This is a genomic window from Sinorhizobium sp. KGO-5, from assembly GCF_036245905.1.
GTDB classification, from domain to species: Bacteria; Pseudomonadota; Alphaproteobacteria; order Rhizobiales; family Rhizobiaceae; genus Sinorhizobium; species Sinorhizobium meliloti_A.
In genome coordinates, this window is sequence record NZ_BDIZ01000016.1 from 52,027 (window position 1) to 76,621 (window position 24,595).

Sequence of the window (24,595 nt, forward strand, 5' to 3'; positions counted from 1 at the left end):
TAGTCGTTTTTGTCATAGCTTGGTGAAATAACTTCGCTTGCCGGGCTATGCCACCCGTGGGAGCTTCTTCGAAAGAATGACAAATAAAGGGAACGAAGATGACTGAGCCCACTCAGCTTTGGGGTGGACGATTCAAGTCCGGACCGTCCGAAGCGCTTGCCAATCTGTCCCGCGCGCCCCGCTCTTACTTTCGCCTGTACAGGGAAGATATTGCAGGTTCGCGCGCCCATGCTTCGGAGTTGAAGCGGGCCGGCGTCCTGGACGAGAGTGAATTCTCCGCGATACGCGCGGCCCTGGAAGGCATCGAAGCCGATGTCGGTGCCGGCCGCGAAGAACCTATTGCGGCCGACGAGGATCTGCATACCTTTCTCGAACGTCTGTTGATGGCGCGCCTCGGCACGCTTGGCGGCAAGCTTCGCGCCGGGCGGTCGCGCAACGACCAGACGGCCAACAATACGCGCCTCTATCTGCGGCGCATGGCGCGGGAGCTTTCCCGGGGCGTGATCGCCATCGAAGAAGCACTGATGGAGCAGGCATCCCGGCATACGGAGACCGTGATGCCCGGCTTTACCCATCTTCAGCCGGCCCAGCCGGTCGTGCTCGGCCACCATCTCATGGCGCATGCGCAGTCGCTGCTGCGCGACCTGCAGCGTTTTGCCGATTGGGACCGCCGCTTCGATCGCTCGCCTCTGGGTGCGGCCGCGCTGGCCGGCTCCGGCATTGCGCGCCGCCCGGATCTCTCTGCCATCGATCTCGGCTATTCGGCCGCTTGCGAGAACTCCATCGATGCCGTCGCCGCGCGCGATCACGTCGCCGAATTCCTCTTCATCTGCTCGCTGGTGGCGGTGGATCTCTCGCGGCTTGCGGAGGAAATCTGCCTCTGGAGCTCCAAGCAGTTCAGCTGGGTGCGGCTGCATGATTCCTATTCCACCGGCTCCTCGATCATGCCGCAGAAGAAGAACCCCGACGTCGCCGAGCTGACGCGCGGCATGTCGGGCACGCTGATCGGCAACATCGCCGGCTTCCTCGCGACCATGAAGGCGATGCCGCTCGCCTATAACCGTGATCTCGCCGAGGACAAGCGCAGCCTGTTCGAGACGATCGACGTTCTCGAACTGGTGCTGCCCGCCTTTGCCGGCATGGTGGGAACGCTGGAATTCGACGTGGAGAAGCTGCGCGAGGAGGCGCCGAAGGGCTTTACGCTCGCGACCGAAGTGGCCGACTGGCTGGTGGGCCGGAACGTGCCTTTCGCCGAAGCGCACGAGATCACCGGCGCAGTGGTACGCTATTGCGAAGAGCGCGGCCACGACCTTGCCGGCCTGACGGCCGAGGATCTGCCGGGGATCGATCCGCGGCTTCAGCCGGAGATGCTTGCGGCTCTGGCGCTCGAAAAGGCGCTTGCCAGCAGAAACGGCTACGGTGCAACGGCGCCGGAGCGGGTTCGCGAGCAGATCGCCCGCTTCGAAACAGCGCTTGCCGGCTGCCGCGCCTTTGCCGGCGGCGCGATCGGCGGCGGGACCTTAGGGGGCACGAAGAACGGCGCAGAGGAGGCGCGACGCCGATGAATGTGGCAAGCCTCGCAACACCGCCTGCGGATTCCAAATACGAGATCGCCCACCTGAAACTGGTGCCGAAGCGCCATATCGGGCGGATGATTGCGGCGGGCATCGTGCTCCTGCTGTTTGCAGGTCTCGTGCGGGCCTTCAGCGTCGGGCAGATCGAATGGAGCTATGTGCGCGATTTTCTGTTCGCACCCGCAATCCTCGCCGGCCTCTACAACACCCTGCTGATGACCGTTGCCGCCATGGGGCTCGGCATCGTCCTCGGCGTCGTCATCGCCATCATGCGGATATCAGGCAATCCGGTGCTGTCGTCGATCGCCATCGGCTATATTTGGGTCTTTCGCGGCGCCCCGGCGCTGCTGCAGCTGATGCTGTGGTTCAACCTGGCGCTCATCTTCCCGACGCTCGGCATTCCGGGACTGTTCGAGTTCAGGACGGTCGACGTCATGACGCCCTTCGTCGCCGCCGTACTCGGGCTCGGCATATCCCAGGGCGCCTATACTTCGGAGGTCGTGCGAAGCGGGCTTCTGTCCGTCGATAGCGGCCAGTACGAGGCTGCGCGCACGATCGGCATGACGCAGATGATGATGCTGCGCCGTATCGTCCTGCCGCAGGCGATGCGCGTCATGGTGCCGCCGGTCGGCAACGAGGTGATCGGCATGGTGAAGCTGACGTCGCTCGCCAGCGTCATCCAATATTCCGAGATCCTGCACAACGCGCAGATCATCTATTTCGCCAATACCCGCGTCCTCGAACTGCTGCTGGTCGCGAGCTTCTGGTACCTGCTCGTCGTCTCCGTGCTCTCGATAGGGCAGCACTATATCGAGCGCTATTTCGGCCGCGGTTCGAAATCGATCCGCTCGTCCATGTGAGGTCGGTCATGAACCAGGATATTCTCGTCAAGGCTATCGACGTCACCAAGAACTACGGCACGTTCCGCGCCCTCGACAAGGTCAGCCTGGACGTCGCCCGCGGGGAGGTGAGCTGCATCATCGGTCCTTCGGGCTCGGGCAAGAGCACGCTTCTGCGCTGCATCAATCTTTTGGAGCGGATGGACGGCGGAGCGATCTGGGTCGAGGACGAACTGATCGGCTACCGCCGCGACGGCAATAATCTCCACGAGATCAGCGATGCGGAGATTTCGCGCCAGCGGCGGCGGATCGGCATGGTCTTCCAGCGCTTCAACCTGTTCCCGCACAAGACTGCCCTGGAAAACATCACCGAGGGCCCGGTGCAGGTGCTCGGCGAGCCGGTAAAGGAAGCGCGCGACAGGGCCTCGGCATTGCTGGAGCGGGTGGGCCTGGCGGACAAGGCGAACCATTACCCTTCCGAGCTTTCCGGGGGCCAGCAGCAGCGCGTCGCGATCGCCCGCGCCATGGGCATGCGGCCGGACCTCATTCTCTTCGACGAACCCACATCGGCGCTCGACCCTGAACTTGTGTCGGAAGTGCTCGATGTGATGCGGGACCTTGCCGCTTCCGGCATGACGATGATCGTCGTCACCCATGAGCTCGGCTTCGCCCGCAACGTGGCGAATACCGTCACCTTCATGGAAACCGGCAAGGTGGTCGAAACAGGCTTGGCATCGGAGGTTCTCAGCACCCCGAAAAGCGCCCGAACGGCGGAGTTCATCAAAGCCGTTCACAGCTGAGAAACAGAAAAACGGCGGCAGACGAAGCCGCCGGCTCGAACCAGGACAAGATGGGGAACCACATGAACAAGCACATCGCAGCGCTCACGGTCGCATGCTTCGCCGCAACTTCCGCCAATGCCGCGGGCCTGCCCGAGCGGGTGAAGTCGGCCGGCAAGGTCGTCGTCGCCAACCAGCCGAACTATCCGCCGATGGAATATGTCGACCCGGCGACCAACGAGCTTAAGGGTGTCGACATCGACCTCGGCGTTGCGCTTGCCAAAGAGCTCGGCACCACGGTCGAGTGGTCGAATATCGGCTTCGAGCAGATGATCTCGTCGCTTCAGACCGGCCGCGTCGACCTTATCCATAGCGGCATGAGCGATCTTCCGAAGCGCCGGGATACGCTCGATTTCATCGATTACATGAAATCCGGCGCGCAGTTCTACACGTCCTTTGCCCGCAAGGACGAGTTCAAGACGCTCACCGATTTCTGCGGCAAGACCGTCGGCATGAGCCGTCGCACCTCCTTCCCGGACGAGACGGCGAAATGGAGTGCTGCCAATTGCGAAGCCAAGGGGCTGCCGGCCATTAAGGTCGTCGGCACGGAAGGCTCCGCCGATGCCCGCGCCCAGCTCAAGCAAGGCCGGCTCGACGCCGCCGTCCAGGGTTCCGAAACGCTGCCCTATCTGATGGATCTCGAGAAGGACACCTACGCCGTCGTGGGCGAGCCCTTCACCGTGGTCTATCAGGGCATCGGTTTCGCCAAGAAGGACACGGAACTGCGCGACGCCTATGCCGCAGCGCTGAAGGCCCTGATGGAATCAGGCGAGTACAAGGCGATTTTCGCCAAATACGGCCTCGAGGGCACCTTGCTCGATGGCATTTACGTCAATGGCGAAGCGGTGAAGTAATCCGCCGCGCTGCGGCCCCGCCGAACAGGCCGGGCCGCAAAATGCGCCGTCGCCGACCGATTCTCGAAAACCATGAGCAGTTCCATGCCCCGCGTTGCCGCCGACGCGCCGGTCGAAAGGCTGGCATCCTTTCTTGCAGCCCTTAAGTTCGAAGCGCTTCCAGCAGATGTCGTCGAAACGACCAAAGTCCACATCGCGGACACGATCGGCGCGGCACTGGCTGGCGCGCGCTCGGCGGAAGCCGGCATAGCCCGCAGGGCCGCCGGTGTGCCCGGTAGCGCGCTGATCTGGGGCACCGGCGATCGCGCGGCAGCGCGTGAGGCCGCGCTCATAAACGGGATCGCGGCCCACGCTTTCGAACTCGACGATTCCGGCGGGTGCGACCATTCGGGCGCCGTCGTCATTCCCGCCGTTCTGGCCGCGATTGCCGAAGCGAAGCGGCCGGTGACGGGCAGGGAACTCATCGCCAGCGTGGTCGCGGGCTACGAGACCGGCCGGCGCGTCCTCGAAGCGGCGGGCGGATACGACAGCCACAACGGGCTCGGCTGGCATTCCACGGGCACCTGCGGCACGCTTGCGGCTGCGGCGGCCGTGGCCAGGCTTTCCGGTTTCGATGATCGTGCCACGCGCGATGCGATCACGCTCGCCACCAGCTTCTCCTCCGGTCTCTGGGCCTTCATCCATGACGGATCGCAGGCGAAGAAGGTCCATGCCGGCCGCGCGGCCGAGGGCGGGCTGCTCGCGGCGCGGTTGGCAGGGGAGGGCCTTGCCGGCCCCTCCAGGGTCTTCGACGACGTCTGGGGCGGCTTTTTCCGGTCGTTCAACAAGGATGTCTGCGAGCCGCAGAAGCTATGCGAAAGACTCGGCGACGACTGGAAGGTGAGGCGTGCGGTCCTCAAACCTTACGCTTCCTGCCGGGGCGCCCATTCGGCGATCGATGCGCTGGACGAGCTGCTTTCGGAAACGGGACGTGATGCAGCTGAGATCGAACGGATCGAGTTGCGGTTGAGCGCCATGCTGATGGGCATGTGCGGCGCCCGGGAGAACGGTGCCATGGCGCCCACGCAGATGAGCCTGCCCTATGCGCTTGCGGCACGCTGCGTGTTCCTGACGGCCGGGCTCCAGGCCTATGCCGCCGACCGACGTGCCGATCCCCGCCTGCGGGCCGTTATGGACCGCATGCTGCTCACGGTGGACGATGGGATGCAGCCGCTCGACGAGCCGGTCGTCACGCTTCTCTTCAAGGACGGCGCCCGTCTGGCACGAATGGTGCCCCGCGCGACCGGCTCCGCCGAAAGGCCGATGCGCCCCGCCGCCATCCGCGCCAAGTTCGGAGAGCTCGCCGCGATGAGCATCGAAACGGAGCAGGCGGACGGGCTCTGGCGGATGCTCGCCGAGCTCGAACACGTCGAGGATTGCCGCGCTCTGGAGCCCCTGCTTGCCGGCGACGGCGACAAGCGTCCCGTTTTCTGCTGAGGATTTCGTCATGACCTACGACCTGACGCCCCGTCCGCTCAACCCGGCGCCGCAAACGCCGCCGATGACCTGGCCGAACGGCGCGAAGAGCGCCGTCTTCATCGGCTTCGACGTGGATGCCGAAACCGCGTGGATCGGCAACAACCCTTCGCATGTCGATCGGATGGTGACCACCTCCCATGGCGGCTACGATGCGCGCGTCGGCATTGCCAGGATCGTCGAACTGATGGACGAGCTGGCGATGAAGGCGACGTTCTTCACGCCCGGATGGACGGCGCTTGCCCATCCCGCGGCCTGCGAGAGGATTGTCGCGGCCGGACACGAGATCGGTCACCATGGCTATCTTCACAAGATGCCGGATCGCGATCGGCTGGAGGAGACGTTCGAGGAGATCGACCGCGGCTTCGAGGCGCTGCAGCGGGCATTCGGCATCCGTCCCGTCGGTTACCGCGCACCCTCGGGAGAGAACTTTCCCGAGCTCATCGCCTATCTTGCCAAAACGGGCATCCGCTATTCCAGCTCGTTTCGCGACGACATCCTGCCCTACCGGCACGCATCGGCTGACGGCGTGCCGGGCCCGGTGGAGATTCCGGTCAATTTCGCGTTCGACGACTGGAATTTCGGGATGTCCAGCCGCTCGAGCGCGCGACCGCTCTTCGGCCGCGAAGCCGTCCTCGCGCTCTGGATCGACGAATTCGAAGCCACCCATGCCTGGGGCGGCGTCACGACGCTCGTCCTGCACCCGCAAGTGTCCGGCCGTCCGATGCGCTGGCACCTCCTTCGCGACTTCCTGCGGCACGTTCAGGCAAAAGGCGACGTTTGGATCGCAACCGGCAAGGAGATCGCCGACCATTTCGAGACGCTGGAACGGCAACGCGGCGCATCATGACGGCGCCTCCCGCACGCCCTCATGCCGTGTGACAAGCACAGGGTGAGGGAGCAAGGGAGAGAATCGTCAGGGCAGGTTCCAGATCCGCCGCGCATTGCCGGAGAGCAGCTTCCTCCGTTCCTCGGGACTGCAGCCTTCGATGAGAGCCTGGGTGGCCGCGACCCAGGTCGAGAGGTTGCCGCCGAGGGTGCAGACCGGCCAGTCGCTGCCCCAGACCACGCGGTCCCAGCCGAAGGCCGAGATCGTGTGCTCGACATAGGGACGGATGGAGGTGAGCGTCCAGCCTTCCTCCGCATAGGCGACCACTCCGGAGATCTTGGCGACGACATTCGGGCGGCGGGCGATCTCGGTCATATGATCGCGCCAGGGATGCTCCGCGTGACCCTTTATGTCGGGAACGCCGCAATGGTCGAGAATGAACTGTACGTCCGGCGCGACGTCGGCGAGTGCCATGGCTTTCGGAATCTGATGCGGCAGGACGCAGAGATCGAAGGTGAAGCGGGTGCCGGAGAGCCGCTTGATGTTCTGGCGAAAGAGAGATTGCTCGGAGAGATCGTCGGCAACGACGTGCAGCACCCGCCTGAAACCCTTGACGAAGGCGTTTTCCTCCTGCCGCGCGAGATAGGCGGCGAAGCCTTCCTCTTCCGGTCGGCAGGCGGCGATTGCGCCTTTGAGGAGGCTTCCGGGCTCACCCGCAAGACGCGCGACCTCGCGCGTTTCGAGTTCGATCTCAGCCGGGTCGACGTCCACTTCCATATGCAGCGAGGCGGCAATGCCCACGCGCTTTGCCTCCGCCGCATAGCTCGAATAGAGAAAATCCCGATCGAGCGCGGGAACCCCGGCGAGCCACGGATAGTTGAGCGCGGATTTGTCGATCAGATGCAGATGCGTGTCGATGATCAAGGCTGCTCCTCCTCTTCGTTCAAATAGGAAGTCTGTTTTTCCGGCGCGGATCAACCCTGCGCGACATCGGCTCCGGCGAGCGCCGAGAGCTGCGATGCGGTCTTGAGCAGGAGCGATATGGTCTCGGTGATATCAGGGGCCGAAGGATTGTTGACCAGGGAGATATAGGGGCAGGTGAGGGCTGCGATGCTGCGTCCGTCGGGTCCAAGGATCGGGGCGGAGAGGTTGTAGACACCGGCGGTCTGGGCACTTGCCATCATCTCGTAGCCGCGCTCGCGGATCTGGTCGAGACGGGCGTAGAATTCGGGGGTGAGGTTGATCTCGTCCCTGCTGCGCACATGTTCGGAGATCATCATTTCCCGTTCCTCCGGCGAACGGAATGCAAGCAGCACGTGGCCCGATCCGGTGTCGAACAGGCTGATATGCGAGCCCACCCGGATCGAAATGCCCCAATAGTCCGGCGCCTCCTGCTGCGCGATCACGACGGCGGAGCCGCGGTCGAAGACGGCGAGTTGGTTGGCCTGCTTAGATCGCTGGGCGAGCTCGCGCATCAGCGGCGTGGCGAAGGAAGCGAGCCGGCGCACGGGCGCATGCAACTGCGCCAATCCGAAGAGCTTCAGGGTCAGCGAATAGAGATCGCCGTCGATACGGGTCACGTAGCCTCGGCGCACCAGACGGTCGAGCATGCGGTAGAACTCGTTCGGACTGCGGTTCAGCCTCTTCGAAATCTCCGCCTGCGTAAGGCCGCCGTCGACGCTGGCAAGCAGCTCCAGTATGTCCAGGCCCTTGTCGAGTGCCGGCGCGCGATACTTGTCGGACTCTTCATTGTCCATCCGCGTCTCTCCCAGATGAATATTCCTCTCCATATACGCATGAAAAGCGGAAGACGGAAGGGAATGGCCCTTGACCATCCATAAATTTATCGTTTGTATATAAATTAGTTTCTCACGGATGAGGACTCATGCTCCTGGAGAAGGGCGTGTTCAGCGGAGGAAATACAATGAACAGGCTGCTTTCCGGCGTATCGGCCGGAGTGATCATGCTTGCTTGCGCAATGGGGGCGGCAAATGCCGCGGACCTGCCCGGCAAGTTCGAAGGCGTGACCATCGACGCCAAGCTGATCGGTGGACAGCAGTACGAGAAACTCTATGAGCGCATCGGCGAATGGGAGAAGGCGACCGGCGCCAAGGTCAACATCCTGTCGAAGAAGAACCACTTCGAACTGGACAAGGAGATCAAGTCCGATATTGCCACCGGCGGCCTCACCTGGTGCGTCGGTTCGAACCACTCCTCCTTCGCGCCGCAATATCCGGACATCTATGCGGACCTTTTCGGCCTCATCCCTTCCGAAGAAGTGTCCAAATTCGTGCCGGCCGTAATCGACGCCTCGACGCTCGACGGCAAGCTCGTCATGCTGCCGCGGGCGCAGTTCGACGTCTCCGCGCTCTATTTCCAAAAGAGCCTTTACCAGGACGAGGCGAAGAAGACCGAATTCAAGGCCAAATACGGCTATGACCTCGCGCCGCCGGACACCTGGGCTCAGGTGAGCGACCAGGCGGAATTCTTCGCCGCTCCGCCGAATTTCTACGGCACCCAGTTTGCCGGCAAGGAGGAAGCGATCAACGGCCGCTTCTACGAAATGCTGGTCGCCGAGGGTGGGGAATATCTCGACAAGGACGGCCGCCCCGCCTTCAATTCGGAAGCGGGCGTGCGCGCGCTCGAATGGTTCGTCAAGCTCTACAAGGACAAGGCGGTACCGCCGGGCACCACCAACTATCTCTGGGACGATCTCGGACAGGGCTTCGCCTCGGGCTCGATCGCGGTCAATCTCGACTGGCCCGGCTGGGCATCCTTCTTCAACGATCCGAAATCGTCGAAGGTCGCCGGCAATGTCGGCGTCAAGGTTCAGCCGGCCGGCTCCTCCGGCAAGCGCACCGGCTGGTCCGGGCATCACGGCTTCTCGGTAACCGAATCCTGCGCCGACAAGGAAGCAGCCGCCTCGCTCGTCTGGTGGCTGACGAACGAGGACAGCCAGAAGCTCGAATCCGCCGCCGGCCCGCTGCCGACGCGAAGCGCCGTCTGGGACTACAACATCAAGGCCGCTGAAGGCGACGCCTACAAGACCGAGGTCCTGCAGGCCTTCCAGGAAGCGGCCAAGCATGCTTTCCCGGTGCCGCAGACGGCTGAGTGGATCGAGATCTCCAACGCAGTCTATCCGGAGCTGCAGGCAGCGATTCTCGGCGACAAGACGTCGAAGGAAGCGCTCGACGCGGCCGCCGAAAAGGCGACCGGCATCCTCGAAGACGCCGGCAAGCTCTGATCCCGATTGAAAGGCGGCGCCGGACCGTTTCGGCGCCGCCACGCATGTGAACTCTTCCCAGGATCTCCGATGAAGCTCTCGAAACTGTCGGCACCCACGCTTCTGCTGCTTCCGGCCTTCATCGTCCTGGCAGTGTTCATCGTGCTGCCGCTCGTCTTCTCGCTTTATTCGAGTTTCACCCCGTTCCGTCTGACGAAGCCGGACTCGCTTTGGGTCTTCATCGGTTTTCGCAACTATGTGAACGTCCTTACCAATGCCGAATTCTGGGTCGCGTTCGGCCGGACGGTGCTCCTTCTCACCGTCGCGCTCAACGCCGAGATGTTCCTCGGTCTTGGCTTGGCGCTGCTGGTCAACAAGGCGACTTACGGTCAGCGGGCGTTGCGGACCGCGATGATGTTTCCGATGATGTTCTCGCCGGTGCTGGTGGGCTTCCAGTTCAAGTTCCTGTTCAACGACAATATCGGCTTCGTCAACAACGCGCTGCAGTCGCTGGGCCTCACCGATCGTGCCATCCCCTGGCTGATCGACGGCAATCTCGCGCTGTTTTCGATCATCGTCGCAGAGGTCTGGTCTTCGACCGCGGTTTTCGCGATCCTCATTCTCGCCGGGCTGCTTGCCATGCCCAAGGATCCGGTCGAGGCGGCCCATGTCGACGGCTGCACGCCCTGGCAGACCTTCCGCTACGTCACCTGGCCCTATCTGATGCCCTTCGCCTTCATCGCGATGACGATCCGTTCGCTCGATGTCGCGCGCGCCTACGACATCGTCAAGATCATGACGGATGGCGGCCCGGCAAAGCGCACCGAACTTCTCTGGACGCTTATCGGACGCACCGCCTATGGCGACGCCCGCATGGGGATGGCCAACGCAATGGCCTACGTCGCCATCCTGCTGTCGATCGTCTTCACCGTCTATTTCTTCCGCAAGCTCGCCGCGGCGCGCCAGCAGATCGGAGCCGAGTGGTAATGGATACGAACGCGTCTCATCGCCTGCGGCGGCGGTTGCTGAAGGTGGCGCACCTCGTGGGGCTCTTTCTCGCCATGCTGGTCATCTGCCTGCCGGGCCTCTGGATCGTGCTTTCATCGCTGAGGCCGACGGTCGAGATCATGGCCAAGCCGCCGGTCTGGATTCCGGAGACGCTCTCGTTCGACGCCTACCGGGCGATGTTTTCGGGCGCTGGACAGGGGGGCGTCCCGGTCTGGGACTATTTCCGCAATTCGCTCATCGTATCGGTCACCTCCACCGTCATCGCACTGGCGATCGGCCTTTCCGGCGGCTATGCCTTTGCGCGCTACCGGTTCAAGGCGAAGTCGGCCATCTTCCTCGGCTTCATGCTGACGCGCGCAGTACCGGGCATCGCGCTGTCGCTGCCGCTCTTCATGCTCTATGCGCGCACCGGCATTATCGATACGCATTTCTCGCTGATCCTCACCTATGTCGCGCTCAACGTTCCCTTCACGATCTGGCTGATCGACGGATTCTTCCGCCAGGTGCCGAAAGATCTCGCGGAAGCCGCGCAGATCGACGGCTGCACGCCTTGGCAGGCCTTCTGGCAGGTGGAGTTTCCGCTTGCCGGCCCGGGCATTGCGTCGGCCGGCATCTTCGCTTTCCTGACGTCCTGGAACGAATATGCGCTCGCTTCGCAGATTACCCGCTCCGTCAATTCCAAGACCTTGCCCGTGGGGCTCCTCGACTACACCGCCGAATTCACCATCGACTGGCGCGGCATGTGCGCGCTCGCGGTCGTCATGATCGTTCCGGCGTTGACCCTCACCTTCATCATTCAGAAGCACCTCGTCTCGGGCCTGACCTTCGGCGCGGTGAAAGGATAATCGTCCATGGCGCCCGTTACGCTCAAGAAACTCGTCAAGCGCTACGGCGCTCTGGAAGTCGTGCACGGCATCGATCTTGAAGTGAAGGATCGCGAATTCATTGCGCTCGTCGGACCTTCGGGCTGCGGCAAGTCGACGACGCTGCGCATGATCGCGGGGCTCGAGGAGGTCAGCGGCGGCGCGATCGAGATCGGCGGGCGAAAGGTCAACGATCTGCCGCCTCGAGCGCGCAACATCTCGATGGTCTTTCAGTCCTATGCACTCTACCCGCATATGACGGTCGCCGAGAATATGGGCTTCTCGCTGAAAATCGCCGGGCGTCCGGCGGAAGAGATCAAGACGCGCGTTGCCGAGGCGGCGGCGATCCTCGATCTCGGCCATCTTCTCGAACGTCGCCCTTCGCAACTGTCGGGCGGCCAGCGCCAGCGCGTCGCCATGGGACGCGCGATCGTGCGGCAGCCGGACGTCTTTCTGTTCGATGAGCCTCTGTCGAACCTCGACGCGAAGCTCAGGACCCAGGTGCGCACCGAGATCAAGAAACTGCACGCCCGCATGCAGGCGACGATGATCTACGTCACCCATGATCAGGTGGAGGCGATGACGCTCTCCGACCGCATCGTCATCATGCGCGACGGGCATATCGAGCAGGTGGGCACGCCGGAGGATGTCTTCCGCCGCCCGGCGACCAAGTTCGTCGCCGGCTTCATCGGCTCGCCGCCGATGAACATGGAGGAGGCGGTCCTGACGGACGGAAAGCTCGCCTTTGCAAGCGGAGCGACCCTGCCGCTCCCGCCACGCTTCCGTTCCTCGGTTCGCGAGGGCCAGAAAGTGACCTTCGGGCTCAGGCCGGACGATGTCTATCCTTCGGGGCACGGCCTCCATGCGGGTGATGCGGACGCCGTCCACGAGATCGAGCTTCCGGTCACGATCACGGAACCGCTGGGCAACGAAACCCTGGTTTTCACTCAGTTCAACGGGCGGGATTGGGTCTCGCGCATGCTCAACCCGCGGCCGCTGCGCCCGGGCGAGGCGGTGCGCATGAGCCTCGATCTGTCCCGGGCGCATCTCTTCGACGGCGAGACCGGAAAGGCTTTGGCAGGCTGACATGGCAAGGATCGAGAAAATAGAACTGCGGATGGTGGATCTTCCGCCGAAGGTCAAGCGGACCGACGCCATCCAGAGCTTCGTGAGCCAGGAAACGCCGATCGTGACGATCACGGATGCGGACGGTGCGACCGGCACCGGCTACAGCTACACGATCGGAACAGGCGGATCGTCCGTCATGCGGCTGCTCTCCGATCATCTGGTTCCGATCCTGCTCGGGGAAGACGCGGACTGCATCGAGGCGCTTTGGCACAAGATGGAGTTTGCGACGCATGCGACGACCATCGGCGCCATCACGGCCTTGGCGCTCGCCGCCGTGGATACGGCGCTATGGGACCTGCGGGCGAAGAAGCAGAAGCTGCCGCTCTGGAAACTGGCGGGCGGGGCGAAGGAAAGCTGCCCGCTTTACACCACCGAGGGCGGCTGGCTGCACATCGATAAGCAGGCCCTCGTCGACGACGCGTTGCAGGCGAAGGCCAAGGGCTTCTCCGGATCGAAGGTCAAGATCGGCAAGCCGAGCGGGGCGGAGGATTACGACAGGCTCTCGGCCATGCGCGCAGCACTTGGCGACGGCTTCGAAATAATGACGGATTGCAATCAGGGCTTCACCGTCGACGAGGCGATCCGCCGCGCCGCCCGGCTCCGCGAACTCGATCTCGCCTGGATCGAGGAACCGCTGCCGGCCGACGATCTCGACGGCCACATCCGCCTCACGCGGTCGACGCCGACGCCGATCGCCGTCGGCGAGTCCATCTATTCCATCCGCCATTTTCGCGAATATATGCAAAAGGGCGCCTGCTCGATCGTCCAGGCGGACGTGGCGCGGATCGGCGGCATCACCCCTTGGCTGAAAGTGGCTCACGCGGCGGAGGCCTTCGACATTCCCGTCTGCCCGCATTTCCTAATGGAACTGCATGTGAGCCTCGTTTGCGCGGTGCCCAACGGGAAATATGTGGAATACATTCCGCAGCTCGACGATCTGACGCAAAAGGGAATGGAGATCCGGGAGGGCAGGGCGATCGCGCCTTCCGATTCGGGCATTGGCATCGCCTGGGATTGGGAGGCTGTCCAGGCGCGCTCGGTCGCCGAGTTCACCCGCGAGTTCCGCCGGTAGAAGGGAACGGTCATGCAGAGAATGGGAATGGTGATCGGGCTCGAACCGCCGAAAGTGGCGGAATACAAGCGGCTGCATGCGGCCGTCTGGCCGGAGATTCTCGCGCTGATCAGCGAGTGCAACATCACCAATTACTCGATCTTCCTGAAGGAGCCGGAAAATCTTCTCTTCGGCTACTGGGAATATGTCGGGGAGGACTTCGAAGCCGACATGGCGAAAATGGCGGCACATCCGAAAAACCAGGAATGGTGGTCGGTGTGCATGCCCTGTCAGAAGCCTCTCGAAAGCCGCAGGCAAGGCGAGTGGTGGGCTATGATGGAGGAAGTCTTCCACCATGACTGAGACCTTCGATCCCTCGTCGCTGCGGCAATGGTGGCCGAAGCCGGCTACGCCACGCCCCATCGTCATCTTCGGTGCGGGCAGCATCGTCGGCGACGCCCATCTTCCGGCCTACAGAAACGCAGGCTTCCCGGTGGCCGGCATCTTCGATCCGGATGCGGAGAAGGCGGCGGCGCTCGCACGGCAATGGGATGTCAGCGCGTTTACGAGCGAAGGGGAGGCTCTTTCGGCGGAGAACGCGATCTTCGATCTCGCGACGCCGCCCGCCGCGCACGCCTCGATTCTCTCGAAACTGCCGAAGGGCTCCTTTGCGCTGATACAGAAGCCGATGGGCAGCGATCTTGCGGCGGCGACCGGGATTCTCGAAATCTGCCGTGAGCGGAACATCAGGGCGGCGGTGAACTTTCAGCTTCGCTTCGCGCCGATGATGCTCGCTCTCAAGGACGCGATCGCCAGGGGCTATCTCGGCGAGGTCGTAGATTTCGACGCCTGGCTGGCGCTTGCGACGCCCTGGGGGCTCTGGCCGTTCCTGAAGGGACTGCCGCGCATCGAGATCGCGATGCATTCCATCCACTACCTGGACCTCGTGCGCAGTCTCCTAGGCGATCCCCAGGGTGTTCACGCCAAGACCATCGGCCATCCGAACCACGAGGTGGCTCAAACCCGCACCGCCGCGATCCTCGATTACGGCGATGCCGTGCGCTGCGTGCTTTCCGTCAACCACGACCACGATTTCGGGCGGAGGTTCCAGGCCTGTGAATTCCGCATCTGCGGGACGAGGGGTGCCGCCTATGTCAAGCTCGGGGTCAATCTCGACTATCCACGCGGCGAGCCGGACGAGCTGTGGATTCGTCCCTCGGGAGACAGCGAATGGATTTCGGTACCGCTTGAAGGTTCCTGGTTCCCCGATGCCTTCGCCAACCGGATGGCCAATCTGCAGCGCCATGCATGCGGCGAGGACGATGAACTCATAGGGTCGGTCGAGGACGCATGGCGGACGATGGCCCTGGTGGAGGCCGCCTATCAATCGAGCGCGCGCCCGGCAACGCCGATCGCAGCGCTTCCATTGGAAAAGTGAAATGAGCGAGCAGACGATCTACTACGAGGACTACGAACAGGGCCATGTGCGGCTGACGAGCGGACGCACGATCACGGAAACGGACTTCGTCGTCCATGCCGGGCATACGGGTGATTTCTTCCCGCACCACATGGACGCGGAGTTCGCCAAAACGCTGCCCGGCGGCCAGCGCATTGCCCACGGCACGATGATCTTCTCGATCGGCGTCGGGCTCACCGCCTCCTTGATCAACCCGGTCGCCTTCTCTTACGGTTACGACCGTCTGCGATTCGTCCGCCCTGTCCATATCGGCGATACGATCCGCACCCGCGTCACCATCGCCGCCAAGGAAGACGATCCGAAGCGCCCGAGGGCCGGCCGGGTCATCGAGCGGTGCGAGGTCATCAACCAGCGCGGCGAGGTCGTTCTTGCCGCGGATCACATTCTGATCGTCGAACGCAAACTTGAGGGAACCATTCAATGACAGCGAGCCTTGCCGGAAAGGTCGTCCTCGTCACAGCTGCGGCGCAGGGCATAGGACGCGCAACCGCACTTGCCTTCGCCAGGGCCGGTGCCAAGGTCCATGCGACCGATATCAATGCGGACGCCGTCGGCAGCCTCGAAGGCGAGGCGGGCATCAGCACCCACCGGCTGGACGTCCTCGACACCGCTGCGGTCGAAGCGCTGGTCGCAGAGATCGGGGCCGTGGACGTGCTCTTCAACTGCGCCGGTTTCGTACATGCAGGCTCGGTGCTGACGATGAAGGACGAGGACCTCGATTTCGCCTTCGACCTCAACGTCAAGTCGATGATCCGCACCATCCGCGCGGTGCTGCCCGGCATGATCGCCCGCAAGGACGGGTCGATCGTCAATATGGCCTCGGTGGCCTCCAGCATCAAAGGCGTGCCGAACCGCTTCGCCTATGGGGTGACCAAGGCAGCCGTCATCGGGCTGACGAAAGCCGTTGCGGCGGATTATGTGGGCGACGGCATTCGCTGCAATGCGATCTGCCCGGGAACGGTCGAAAGCCCGTCGCTCGAAAGCCGCATGCGAGCACAGGGAGACTACGAAACGGCGCGCGCGGCCTTTATCTCCCGCCAGCCGATGGGCCGCCTCGGCACGCCCGAAGAGATCGCCGACCTCGCCGTCTATCTCGCCGGCGCCACCTACACCTCCGGCCAGGCCTACGCCATCGACGGCGGCTGGACCATTTGAACGCTTCATCAGGGAAAAAGCACATGAAATTTCTTCGTTATGGCGAACCGGGCCAGGAAAAGCCGGGTCTCCTCGGTTCCGACGGCATCATCCGCGATATTTCCGGCCACGTTCCCGATCTCGCCGCAGGCGCGCTCGATCCCGGCAAGCTTGACGAACTCGCGAAGCTCGATGTCGCGGCGCTGCCTGCCGTGTCCGGCAATCCGAGGCTTGGTCCCTGCGTCGCAGGTACGGGCAAGTTCATCTGCATCGGCCTCAACTATTCCGATCATGCTGCCGAGACGGGCGCGACCGTGCCGCCGGAGCCGATCATCTTCATGAAGGCGACCTCCGCCATCGTCGGGCCGAACGACGATCTGATCCTGCCGCGGGGTTCGGAGAAGACCGACTGGGAAGTGGAACTCGGCATCGTCATCGGAAAGACGGCGAAATATGTGAGCGAAGCCGAGGCGCTCGACTACGTCGCCGGCTATTGCACGGTCCACGATGTCTCCGAACGCGCTTTCCAGACGGAACGTCACGGTCAGTGGACGAAGGGCAAGTCCTGCGACACCTTCGGGCCGACCGGCCCGTGGCTCGTCACCAAGGACGAGGTGGCGGACCCGCAAGATCTCGCAATGTGGCTGAAGGTCAACGGCGAGACGATGCAGGACGGCTCGACCAAGACGATGGTCTACGGCGCCGCCTATCTCGTCTCTTATCTCTCGCAGTTCATGTCGCTGCGTCCCGGTGATATCATCTCGACGGGCACGCCGCCGGGCGTCGGCATGGGCATGAAGCCGCCGCGCTATCTGAAGGCCGGCGACATCGTCGAACTCGGCATAGAGGGCCTCGGCAGCCAGAAGCAGCGCGTTCGCGCCGACACCTGAGCTACTCGCATGTTTCCTTCGGTCCTATTCGACTGAAGGAAACGAACAGGCAGCATCAAAGTGCCACCGTGTTCTCCGCGCGTCCGAAAAGGCGCGCGGCGCTGTAGGTCCATTGGAGCAAACATGACCCGCATCACCGACCTTCGCGTCTTCGACCTTCGTTTTCCGACCTCGGCGAGCCTCGACGGCTCGGACGCCATGAACCCGGATCCGGACTATTCGGCGGCTTACGTCATCCTCGACACGGATCGGCCGGGGCTGGCGGGTCACGGCCTCACCTTCACCATAGGGCGGGGCAACGACATATGCTGCATGGCGATCGAGGCCATGCGGCATCTCGTGGTGGGCCAGGACATCGGCGACATTTTAAAACATCCCGGCCACTTCTGGCGGCACCTGACGAGCGACAGCCAGCTGCGCTGGATCGGCCCGGAAAAGGGCGCGATCCATCTTGCGACCGGCGCCATCGTCAACGCCGTCTGGGATCTCCTTGCAAAGGACGCCGGCAAACCGGTGTGGCGTCTCGTCGCCGACATGTCGGCGGAAGAGATCGCCGACATCGTCGATTACCGCTACTTGACGGATGTTCTCACCCGCGACGAGGCGGTCGAGATCCTGCGGCGGGCCGAGCCCGGCAAGGCCGAGCGGATCGCAAGGCTCGAGAAGGAGGGTTACCCCTGCTACACCACGTCTGCCGGCTGGCTCGGCTATGACGACGAAAAGCTCCGGCGGCTTGCGCAGGAGGCGGTCGACGCAGGTTTCGACCACATCAAGATGAAGGTCGGGCGTGACCTCGACGACGATATCCGCCGGCTGAGGATTGCCCGCGAAGTGATCGGCCCCGACCGGTACCTGATGATCGATGCGAACCAGGTTTGGGAGGTGGGCGAGGCAATCGAATGGGTGCAAAAGCTCGCCTTTGCCAAGCCCTTCTTCATCGAGGAGCCGACGAGCCCGGACGATGTCGCCGGACACCGCAAGATCCGCGAAGCGATCGGCCCGGTCAAGGTCGCGACCGGCGAGATGTGCCAGAACCGCATCATGTTCAAGCAGTTCATCGCCGAAGGCGCGATCGACATCGTGCAGATCGATTCCTGCCGTATGGGTGGCCTGAACGAGGTGCTGGCGGTGCTGCTGATCGCCGCCAAATACGGACTGCCCGTCTGGCCGCACGCCGGCGGCGTCGGCCTCTGCGAATATGTGCAGCACCTTTCCATGATCGATTACGTTGCCGTTTCCGGCACGAAGGACGGGCGGGTGATCGAGTATGTCGACCACCTGCACGAACATTTCCTGGATCCGTGCGTGATCCGCAACGCCGCTTACATGCCGCCCGAGCGGCCCGGCTTCTCGATCGAGATGAAGCAGCAATCGATCGAGGACTACACGTTTAACGGCTGATGTGAGCGCTCCGTCTTTGTCAGGCTCGCATGTGGATTCTCGGGCCAAGCCCGGGCCAGGCACGAGGATGGTGACCGCGCCCGGGGATTGACGCCGGAAGAAGCCCGAGGTCACGACCGAAGGGAGGCGAGAATTACTGCGACGCCACAGAAATTCTCGAAGTGTGCCACCCGCGGGCCGCTTGTTCGATTTCCTCATTCCTGTGCTCGTCACAGGAATCCAGCCAGCCCAAGTCCTTGGGCTGAAAGAACGCTTCCCGCGCCGCGGACGCGACGCTGCTCTCATCCCTGTGACGAGCACAGGGATGAGGCGAGGAGAGATTGCAGTCCTCTGATACGCCTACAGCGCCCCGCGTCTTATGAGACGCGCACGCTCGGCACTCAAGGAATTCAAGCGCATCGCCATGCGTGCCGACAAAGCCGACCAGAGCTTCACCGCCATTATCCATCGCGCAGCAGCCGTCATCTCAACAGGCCTTAGTCTAGCTCAGATATCATCTGCCGGGTGCTGCACCCCCCCTTTGCCCTCGACGGTAAAGGACCTGATATAGTCGTCGATCCTGCCCGGATCGAAGACGTGGCCGTCCATGAAACGATCGCCGTCGGTTGCTCCTTCGAGCCTGCCGTCCGCGTCGGGCGGCAGGGCATCCTTGCCCAGCGCCTCGCGATAGAGGTCCGGACGATAGGCGGAGATGGCCGCGCCAATTCCCTGCCTCGACAAGGATGTCTGTCCCCAGCGCACCATCTGACTGTAGGTCCAGAGCGCCTGGCTGGGACGCGGGAAGTTGGCAAAGCCTGCGTGGAAGACGAGATAGTTCTCGACGACGCGGCGGCTTCTTTCCGGGTCGATTGCGAATTCGCCCGCAAGCACCCGGCGGATGATGTCGGCCGGTGCTGCCACGTGACGTTCCTCTGCCAGCACTTCCGCAAGGCGGCCGCGATTGCCCGGCTCGTCCGACCAGCGGGCGGCGCGGTCGAGCGCGACGATCAGGCGCGAGACCGTATCCCTATTGGCTTCCGCCCATTCGGGACGCATGCCGATGACCTTTTCCGGTGCGGAGGGCCATATGTCCTGCTTGGTCGCGACGATGCGGCCGACGCCGCGTTCGGATGCGACCATGTTCCAGGGCGCACCGACGCAAAAGCCGTCGATCGCGCCCGCGGCCAGCGCGTCGGAGGTCATTGGCGGCGGCACCACGACCAGCTTGACGTCGCGGTCGGGATCGATGCCGCCGGCCGCGAGCCAGTAGCGTAACTCGTAATTATGGGACGAGAAGGGGTAGGTGACGCCGAGCGTCAGCGGCGGCTTGCCGGCTGCCTCCGCGCTGCGGATGACCGCCGCCAGGGCCTTGGCATTCTTCAATGCATCCTCGCCTGCGCCGAGCCCTCCTGCCTCCTGCATGAGCCCGTAGAGCCGCGTCGACAGCGTGATTGCATTGCCGCCGCGCCCCAGGGAAAAGGGCGCAATCGTCGGCGTCGGATTGGAGCCGAGGCCGAGCATGGCGGCAACCGGCATGGGTGAAAGCATGTGGGCCACGTCGAACTGTCGAAAGGCAAGCCTGTCACGTACATTCGCCCAGGAGACGTCCTTGACGAGTTCGAGGGTGATGCCTTCGCGCTGCGCAAAGCCGAATTCGGCGGCGGCGATGAGCACGGCCGCGTCCACGAGGGGGATGAATCCTGCGCGGACGGTGCGCGATCCCTCGTGGCGGATGCGACCTGGCGCCGGCATGGCACCGCCTGCGGCGAGCTTCTTGCCGGTGAATTCACTTTTGTTCGTCAATATGTTCACTCCGGTGTCTCCCGAGGTGCCGCAGCAGAAGAGCGGCCGGTCACCGGATCAGCAATCCGGCGGCGGTCACGACGCTTTGCGCGATCTCCGAAATCTTTTTTTTCTCGTTCATCGCCGTCTGACGCAGCAGCGCGAAGGCTTCCTCTTCGGAAAGACTGCGCATTTTCATGAGAATACCTTTGGCGCGCTCGACGAGCTTGCGCTCTTCGAGTGCGGATTTGGCCTCCGCCAGTTCACGCTGAAGCCGGCTGAAGGCCTTGAAGCGGCTGACGGCCATGTCGAGGATCGGCTTGACGCGCTCCTTCTTCAATCCGTCGACGATATAGGCCGAGACGCCTGCCTCGACGGCCGCCTCGATAGAGGCCGTGTCGGAGCGGTCCACGAACATCGCGATCGGGCGGCCGACCGTGCGGGTCAGCTGGAAAAGATGTTCCATCATGTCCCGGTTGGGGTTTTCGATGTCTATGACGATCACGTCCGGGCGGAGCGTCTCGATGACCCGGGCGACGCCGTGAACCTCGTCGATCACGGTGACCTTGCCGTGTCCTGCTTCGCGCAATCCTTCCTCGATGATCGAGGCGCGGATGGCGTTCTCGTCAATCACAAGAATGGTGAGGTCGCGATGGGTCATGCCGTATCATGATGCGATGCAGCAATTTCCGCAATATATGTATGCCTAAATATTTTGCGATATACTGTAATGCTTAAATAATAGGCCGATGACCCACCGGTCTGGCGTAAATTCAGGCAGGTTCATTTGTGGAAGTCGGCAAAGGGTCAAGCGCTCTCGCCCAGAGGCTGGTCGCATGGAACGTCCATTGGCATTTCGCGTGCTGTCGTTCGCCTGTCTGGCTGCGCAGCGTTTCCAGAAGCTCGAGGCCGTCGGCCCGCTTCTGATCCACATAGCCCGCCCGCAGCTTCCCGATCAGTGCATCGCCGCTCGTTATCAGCCGGGCGTGCGCAGCGATCGCACCCCAGCTCCGTTCCTTGTAGAACAAGGAGGAGGCGGCTTCCTCGACATCAGCGGCATCTTCGACGGACAACGATCGCAATTCCAGGAGCCGGCGGAGGGTGGCCCTGACATTGACGAGGGGAATGGTCAACGGCGCGTAGCCGAGTTCCTCGGGAGCGTGGAGCAGTGCTACGTCGGAATCGTCTTCGGCCTCGCCGCTTGCATATTGGCGAAAGATCTCGCCGATGCCCGCCATTCCGAAATCGCCGCATTCGGCCGCGCGCAGAGCACCCATGCTCGCTGCGCCGAAGACGGCCACGCCCTCGGAAAGGGCGAAGAGAATTTCCTTGTGCCAAACGGGCGCGACATGTTCGAAGTTGCCGTCGATCAGGCCGATGGCCGCAGCGCCGTCGTGCACCGCCCGGAGAACATCGCCCTGCCTGGCAGGCGGGCGGATCGTGAGCGCATCGCCGGCCAACCGTACAGCGTCGGGAACGGTCGGACCAACGAATACGACTTTCATTCCGCCTCAGTGGATTTGAAAACGGCGGAGGCAGCCTGTCCGCCGTCAATCGTCTTCATGGACAGCCATGTTCATGGCGATCTTCAGCCATGAAGTGATTCCGCGGGGCGGGTTCCGGATTGGGCGTGGGTCTGATCCGACTCGGGCGTCTGCGCCATCGCCGCGACGAGAGAGATGATCTTCTTGCGAAGCACCGGGTCGGTGATCTTCAGGAAGGCCCGGTTGAGTGCGATACCCTCCTTCGAGGCGACGAAGGATGAAATCTCCTGGGATTCGTGAACATCTGCAGCGGGCTTGCCCGATTGGGCGCTGCCCTCGTCCTGCTGGAAGAAAAAGCTCGGATGAACACCGAGTATGTCGGCGATCGCCTGCAACCGGCTGGCGCCGATGCGGTTGGTGCCTTTTTCGTACTTCTGGACTTGCTGAAAGGTGATGCCGAGCCCGTCGGCGAGCTTTTCCTGGCTCAGACCTATCATCAGTCTGCGCATGCGAACACGCGAGCCGACAAAGGCATCGATCGGGTTAGGATCCTTTTTGTTCATCTGGTAGTCTCCTCGCGAGTTCGATTCAGCTTACGGCATATAAGTTTGCTTGAATGAACGCCGCGATGCAATCAGCACGCGTCGCTTTCTGTGGCAAAACGCAAGTTTCCAATGATTGTCGGGTTCGAAACGCCGGTCGGCAGAGAACTTGCCGCACCAGGGGGCAAGTCGCAGCATTCATGTACCGGAACGTTGTCGTCGAATCGGATAGGATTTAAGGGAACATCAGTAAGGAGTGGAAGCCTGCGACAATGAGTGTTGAGTCCAAATCAGAAGCAACCCCGCCACGGCGCTTTGCCGGCTCGATCGTCGTCATGGGCGTCTCCGGCAGCGGCAAATCGTCGGTGGGGGAGGCGATCTCGGAAGCTTGCGGATATCCCTTCATCGAAGGCGACGCGCTCCATCCTCCGGAAAACATCAGGAAAATGTCCGAGGGGATTCCGCTCACCGACGACGACCGCTGGCCGTGGCTCGCTGCGATCGGAGAGCAACTGGCGAGCCGGGAGCCCGTTGTCGTTTCCTGCTCCGCCCTCAAGCGCAGCTACAGGGACAAGCTTCGCGAAAGCACACCCGGCGGCCTGGCCTTCGTCTTTCTCCACGGCAGCGAGTCCGTGCTTGCGGAGCGGATGCACCACCGCACAGGGCATTTCATGCCGTCCTCTTTGCTGCAGACGCAGCTTGCGACGCTTGAGGATCCGAGAGGGGAGGTGAGGACGGTCGCCGTAGACGTCGCCCAACCGCTGGCGGAGATCGTCCGCGAGGCGCTTGCAGGCCTCGCCCGTCTTTAAGGTTGCATTTCGCAATGCCCGCCGCGGTCTTTGCAGATCGTGCTTGGCACGCCGGCTCTTTGGAAGGAAATTAGCCGGCGGCGATGTTATCGTTCGCGACGGTGGACGTGCGGCGACACACCGTAGCGGCTCACTTCTGCTCGGCGATGGGGAGATCGTGGAGCGGGCGTCGGGAGGAGATGGAAATGTTTGAAGCTGGATTGAACTTCGCGCTTGGCGAGGAGATCGATGCGCTGCGCGAGAGCGTGCGCCGCTTCGCAGCGGAGCGAATCGCGCCGCTTGCGGACGATGTGGATCGCAAAAACGCCTTTCCGATGTCGCTCTGGCGGGAGATGGGGGAGATCGGCCTGCTCGGCGTTACCGCCGACGAGGCTCATGGGGGCGCGGGACTCGGCTATCTCGCCCATTGCGTGGCGATGGAAGAGATCAGCCGCGCATCCGCTTCGGTGGGCCTGAGCTACGGCGCCCACTCCAATCTCTGCGTCAATCAGATCAACCGCAACGGCAAACCGGCACAGAAGAGCAGATATCTGCCGAAGCTCATTTCCGGCGAGCATGTCGGGGCGCTTGCCATGTCCGAGCCCGGTGCCGGCTCCGATGTCGTTTCGATGAAACTCAGGGCCGACAAGCGCGGCGACCGTTACGTCCTGAACGGCAGCAAAATGTGGATCACCAACGGCCCGGACGCCGATGTCCTGGTCGTCTACGCCAAGACCGATCCGGCAGCCGGACCGCGCGGCATCACCGCTTTCCTGGTGGAAAAGGCATTCCCCGGCTTTTCGGCCGGCCAGAAGCTCGACAAGCTCGGCATGCGCGGATCGAACACGTCGGAACTCATCTTCACGGATTGCGAGGTGCCGGAGGAAAACGTGCTCGGCGGCGTGGGCGAGGGCGTCAAGGTGCTGATGTCCGGCCTCGATTACGAGCGGGTCGTGCTTTCTGCCGGACCGCTCGGGATCATGGCCGCTTGCCTCGATGTCGTCGTCCCCTATCTCCATGAGCGCAAGCAGTTCGGGCAACCGATCGGCGAGTTCCAGTTGATGCAGGGAAAGCTTGCCGACATGTATGTGACGATGAATGCCGCGCGGGCCTATGTCTATGCCGTAGCGGCCGCTTGCGACCGTGGTGAGACTGCGCGCAAGGACGCGGCCGGCTGTATTCTCTATGCGGCGGAAAAGGCGACGGCCATGGCGCTGGAGGCGATACAGGCGCTGGGCGGCAATGGCTACACCAACGATTATCCGGCAGGCCGGCTGCTGCGCGACGCGAAGCTGTACGAGATCGGTGCGGGCACGAGCGAGATCCGTCGCATGCTGATCGGACGGGAGCTCTTCGCCGAAACGAAATAGGCCGAATAGGTAACGCTTGGGGGGA

25 protein-coding genes are annotated in these 24,595 nt (G+C 63.0%); 19 read left to right on the top strand and 6 right to left on the bottom strand.

Annotated elements, in window-relative coordinates; translation table 11 throughout:
- The first annotated feature begins 98 nt into the window (after window positions 1–98).
- The 6 genes from argH to BHD07_RS31105 all read left to right on the top strand — a co-directional run bounded on the left by argH (window position 99) and on the right by BHD07_RS31105 (window position 6,471).
- Window positions 99–1,565, top strand: coding sequence for an argininosuccinate lyase (gene argH / locus BHD07_RS31080; protein ID WP_338284242.1), 1,467 nt, complete (start codon window positions 99–101; stop codon window positions 1,563–1,565).
- Window positions 1,562–2,434: an amino acid ABC transporter permease gene (locus BHD07_RS31085; protein WP_100670655.1), complete on the top strand. Its 873-nt coding sequence runs from the start codon at window positions 1,562–1,564 to the stop codon at window positions 2,432–2,434. Before argH ends, BHD07_RS31085 begins: the two co-directional genes overlap by 4 nt.
- 8 nt (window positions 2,435–2,442) lie before the next feature.
- Window positions 2,443–3,213: an amino acid ABC transporter ATP-binding protein gene (locus BHD07_RS31090; protein WP_018097183.1), complete on the top strand. Its 771-nt coding sequence runs from the start codon at window positions 2,443–2,445 to the stop codon at window positions 3,211–3,213.
- Between the two features lie 62 nt (window positions 3,214–3,275).
- Window positions 3,276–4,106, top strand: a complete 831-nt coding sequence (locus tag BHD07_RS31095; protein ID WP_445190510.1) for an ABC transporter substrate-binding protein — start codon at window positions 3,276–3,278, stop codon at window positions 4,104–4,106.
- 84 nt (window positions 4,107–4,190) lie between these two features.
- Window positions 4,191–5,582, top strand: a complete 1,392-nt coding sequence (locus BHD07_RS31100; RefSeq protein WP_338284244.1) for an MmgE/PrpD family protein — start codon at window positions 4,191–4,193, stop codon at window positions 5,580–5,582.
- Between the two features lie 10 nt (window positions 5,583–5,592).
- Window positions 5,593–6,471 carry a polysaccharide deacetylase family protein gene (locus BHD07_RS31105; RefSeq protein WP_338284245.1) on the top strand — a complete coding sequence of 293 codons (879 nt, stop codon included), beginning with the start codon at window positions 5,593–5,595 and terminating at the stop codon, window positions 6,469–6,471.
- Window positions 6,472–6,537: 66 nt separating this feature from the next.
- Here the strand turns inward: BHD07_RS31105 and BHD07_RS31110 are convergent, their stop codons facing one another.
- Both BHD07_RS31110 and BHD07_RS31115 read right to left on the bottom strand, forming a co-directional pair.
- A complete protein-coding gene (locus tag BHD07_RS31110; RefSeq protein WP_338284246.1) occupies window positions 6,538–7,374 on the bottom strand; it encodes an amidohydrolase family protein in 837 nt (278 codons plus the stop codon).
- 50 nt (window positions 7,375–7,424) lie between these two features.
- On the bottom strand, window positions 7,425–8,207 hold the full coding sequence (locus BHD07_RS31115; protein WP_010975556.1) for an IclR family transcriptional regulator: 783 nt from the start codon (window positions 8,205–8,207) through the stop codon (window positions 7,425–7,427).
- A gap of 167 nt (window positions 8,208–8,374) precedes the next feature.
- On the opposite strand from BHD07_RS31115, the gene BHD07_RS31120 reads away from it, so the two are divergent.
- The 11 genes from BHD07_RS31120 (at window position 8,375) to BHD07_RS31170 (ending at window position 18,625) form a co-directional block, all read left to right on the top strand.
- On the top strand, window positions 8,375–9,694 hold the full coding sequence (locus BHD07_RS31120) for an ABC transporter substrate-binding protein (RefSeq protein ID WP_379942729.1): 1,320 nt from the start codon (window positions 8,375–8,377) through the stop codon (window positions 9,692–9,694).
- A gap of 69 nt (window positions 9,695–9,763) precedes the next feature.
- Window positions 9,764–10,660: a carbohydrate ABC transporter permease gene (locus BHD07_RS31125; RefSeq protein WP_018097177.1), complete on the top strand. Its 897-nt coding sequence runs from the start codon at window positions 9,764–9,766 to the stop codon at window positions 10,658–10,660.
- Entirely contained in the window at window positions 10,660–11,526 is an 867-nt protein-coding gene (locus BHD07_RS31130; RefSeq protein ID WP_100670643.1) for a carbohydrate ABC transporter permease, read from the top strand. Before BHD07_RS31125 ends, BHD07_RS31130 begins: the two co-directional genes overlap by 1 nt.
- A 6-nt stretch (window positions 11,527–11,532) precedes the next feature.
- Window positions 11,533–12,630, top strand: a complete 1,098-nt coding sequence (locus tag BHD07_RS31135; RefSeq protein WP_100670641.1) for an ABC transporter ATP-binding protein — start codon at window positions 11,533–11,535, stop codon at window positions 12,628–12,630.
- A 1-nt stretch (window position 12,631) separates the two neighbouring features.
- Window positions 12,632–13,744: a mandelate racemase/muconate lactonizing enzyme family protein gene (locus tag BHD07_RS31140; RefSeq protein WP_338284247.1), complete on the top strand. Its 1,113-nt coding sequence runs from the start codon at window positions 12,632–12,634 to the stop codon at window positions 13,742–13,744.
- Between the two features lie 12 nt (window positions 13,745–13,756).
- Complete coding sequence (locus tag BHD07_RS31145; RefSeq protein ID WP_018097173.1) at window positions 13,757–14,086, top strand: L-rhamnose mutarotase; 330 nt, start codon at window positions 13,757–13,759, stop codon at window positions 14,084–14,086.
- A complete protein-coding gene (locus BHD07_RS31150) occupies window positions 14,079–15,161 on the top strand; it encodes a Gfo/Idh/MocA family protein (RefSeq protein ID WP_338284248.1) in 1,083 nt (360 codons plus the stop codon). The genes BHD07_RS31145 and BHD07_RS31150 overlap by 8 nt, the downstream gene beginning before the upstream one ends.
- 1 nt (window position 15,162) lies before the next feature.
- Window positions 15,163–15,624 carry a MaoC/PaaZ C-terminal domain-containing protein gene (locus BHD07_RS31155; RefSeq protein WP_102762312.1) on the top strand — a complete coding sequence of 154 codons (462 nt, stop codon included), beginning with the start codon at window positions 15,163–15,165 and terminating at the stop codon, window positions 15,622–15,624.
- Window positions 15,621–16,355 carry an SDR family oxidoreductase gene (locus BHD07_RS31160; protein ID WP_338284249.1) on the top strand — a complete coding sequence of 245 codons (735 nt, stop codon included), beginning with the start codon at window positions 15,621–15,623 and terminating at the stop codon, window positions 16,353–16,355. The genes BHD07_RS31155 and BHD07_RS31160 overlap by 4 nt, the downstream gene beginning before the upstream one ends.
- Window positions 16,356–16,378: 23 nt before the next feature.
- Complete coding sequence (locus BHD07_RS31165; protein WP_018097170.1) at window positions 16,379–17,224, top strand: fumarylacetoacetate hydrolase family protein; 846 nt, start codon at window positions 16,379–16,381, stop codon at window positions 17,222–17,224.
- Between the two features lie 123 nt (window positions 17,225–17,347).
- Complete coding sequence (locus BHD07_RS31170) at window positions 17,348–18,625, top strand: L-fuconate dehydratase (protein ID WP_338284250.1); 1,278 nt, start codon at window positions 17,348–17,350, stop codon at window positions 18,623–18,625.
- A gap of 486 nt (window positions 18,626–19,111) precedes the next feature.
- On the opposite strand, the gene BHD07_RS31175 is transcribed toward BHD07_RS31170, so the two are convergent.
- From BHD07_RS31175 to BHD07_RS31190, 4 genes are all read right to left on the bottom strand, one after another.
- Window positions 19,112–20,416 carry a CmpA/NrtA family ABC transporter substrate-binding protein gene (locus tag BHD07_RS31175; RefSeq protein ID WP_338284251.1) on the bottom strand — a complete coding sequence of 435 codons (1,305 nt, stop codon included), beginning with the start codon at window positions 20,414–20,416 and terminating at the stop codon, window positions 19,112–19,114.
- 40 nt (window positions 20,417–20,456) lie between these two features.
- Window positions 20,457–21,047, bottom strand: coding sequence for an ANTAR domain-containing response regulator (locus BHD07_RS31180; RefSeq protein ID WP_338284252.1), 591 nt, complete (start codon window positions 21,045–21,047; stop codon window positions 20,457–20,459).
- A 112-nt stretch (window positions 21,048–21,159) separates the two neighbouring features.
- The gene (locus tag BHD07_RS31185; RefSeq protein ID WP_338284253.1) at window positions 21,160–21,891 is read right to left on the bottom strand and encodes a TfuA-like protein; all 732 of its coding nucleotides are present in this window, start codon (window positions 21,889–21,891) and stop codon (window positions 21,160–21,162) included.
- A gap of 83 nt (window positions 21,892–21,974) precedes the next feature.
- Window positions 21,975–22,433, bottom strand: coding sequence for a helix-turn-helix domain-containing protein (locus BHD07_RS31190; RefSeq protein WP_324763850.1), 459 nt, complete (start codon window positions 22,431–22,433; stop codon window positions 21,975–21,977).
- Window positions 22,434–22,684: 251 nt separating this feature from the next.
- Between BHD07_RS31190 and BHD07_RS31195 the strand changes: the two genes are divergently transcribed.
- Window positions 22,685–23,221 carry a gluconokinase gene (locus tag BHD07_RS31195; protein ID WP_338284254.1) on the top strand — a complete coding sequence of 179 codons (537 nt, stop codon included), beginning with the start codon at window positions 22,685–22,687 and terminating at the stop codon, window positions 23,219–23,221.
- A 185-nt stretch (window positions 23,222–23,406) separates the two neighbouring features.
- Window positions 23,407–24,570 carry an isovaleryl-CoA dehydrogenase gene (locus tag BHD07_RS31200; RefSeq protein ID WP_275598962.1) on the top strand — a complete coding sequence of 388 codons (1,164 nt, stop codon included), beginning with the start codon at window positions 23,407–23,409 and terminating at the stop codon, window positions 24,568–24,570.
- Window positions 24,571–24,595: the final 25 nt, after the last annotated feature.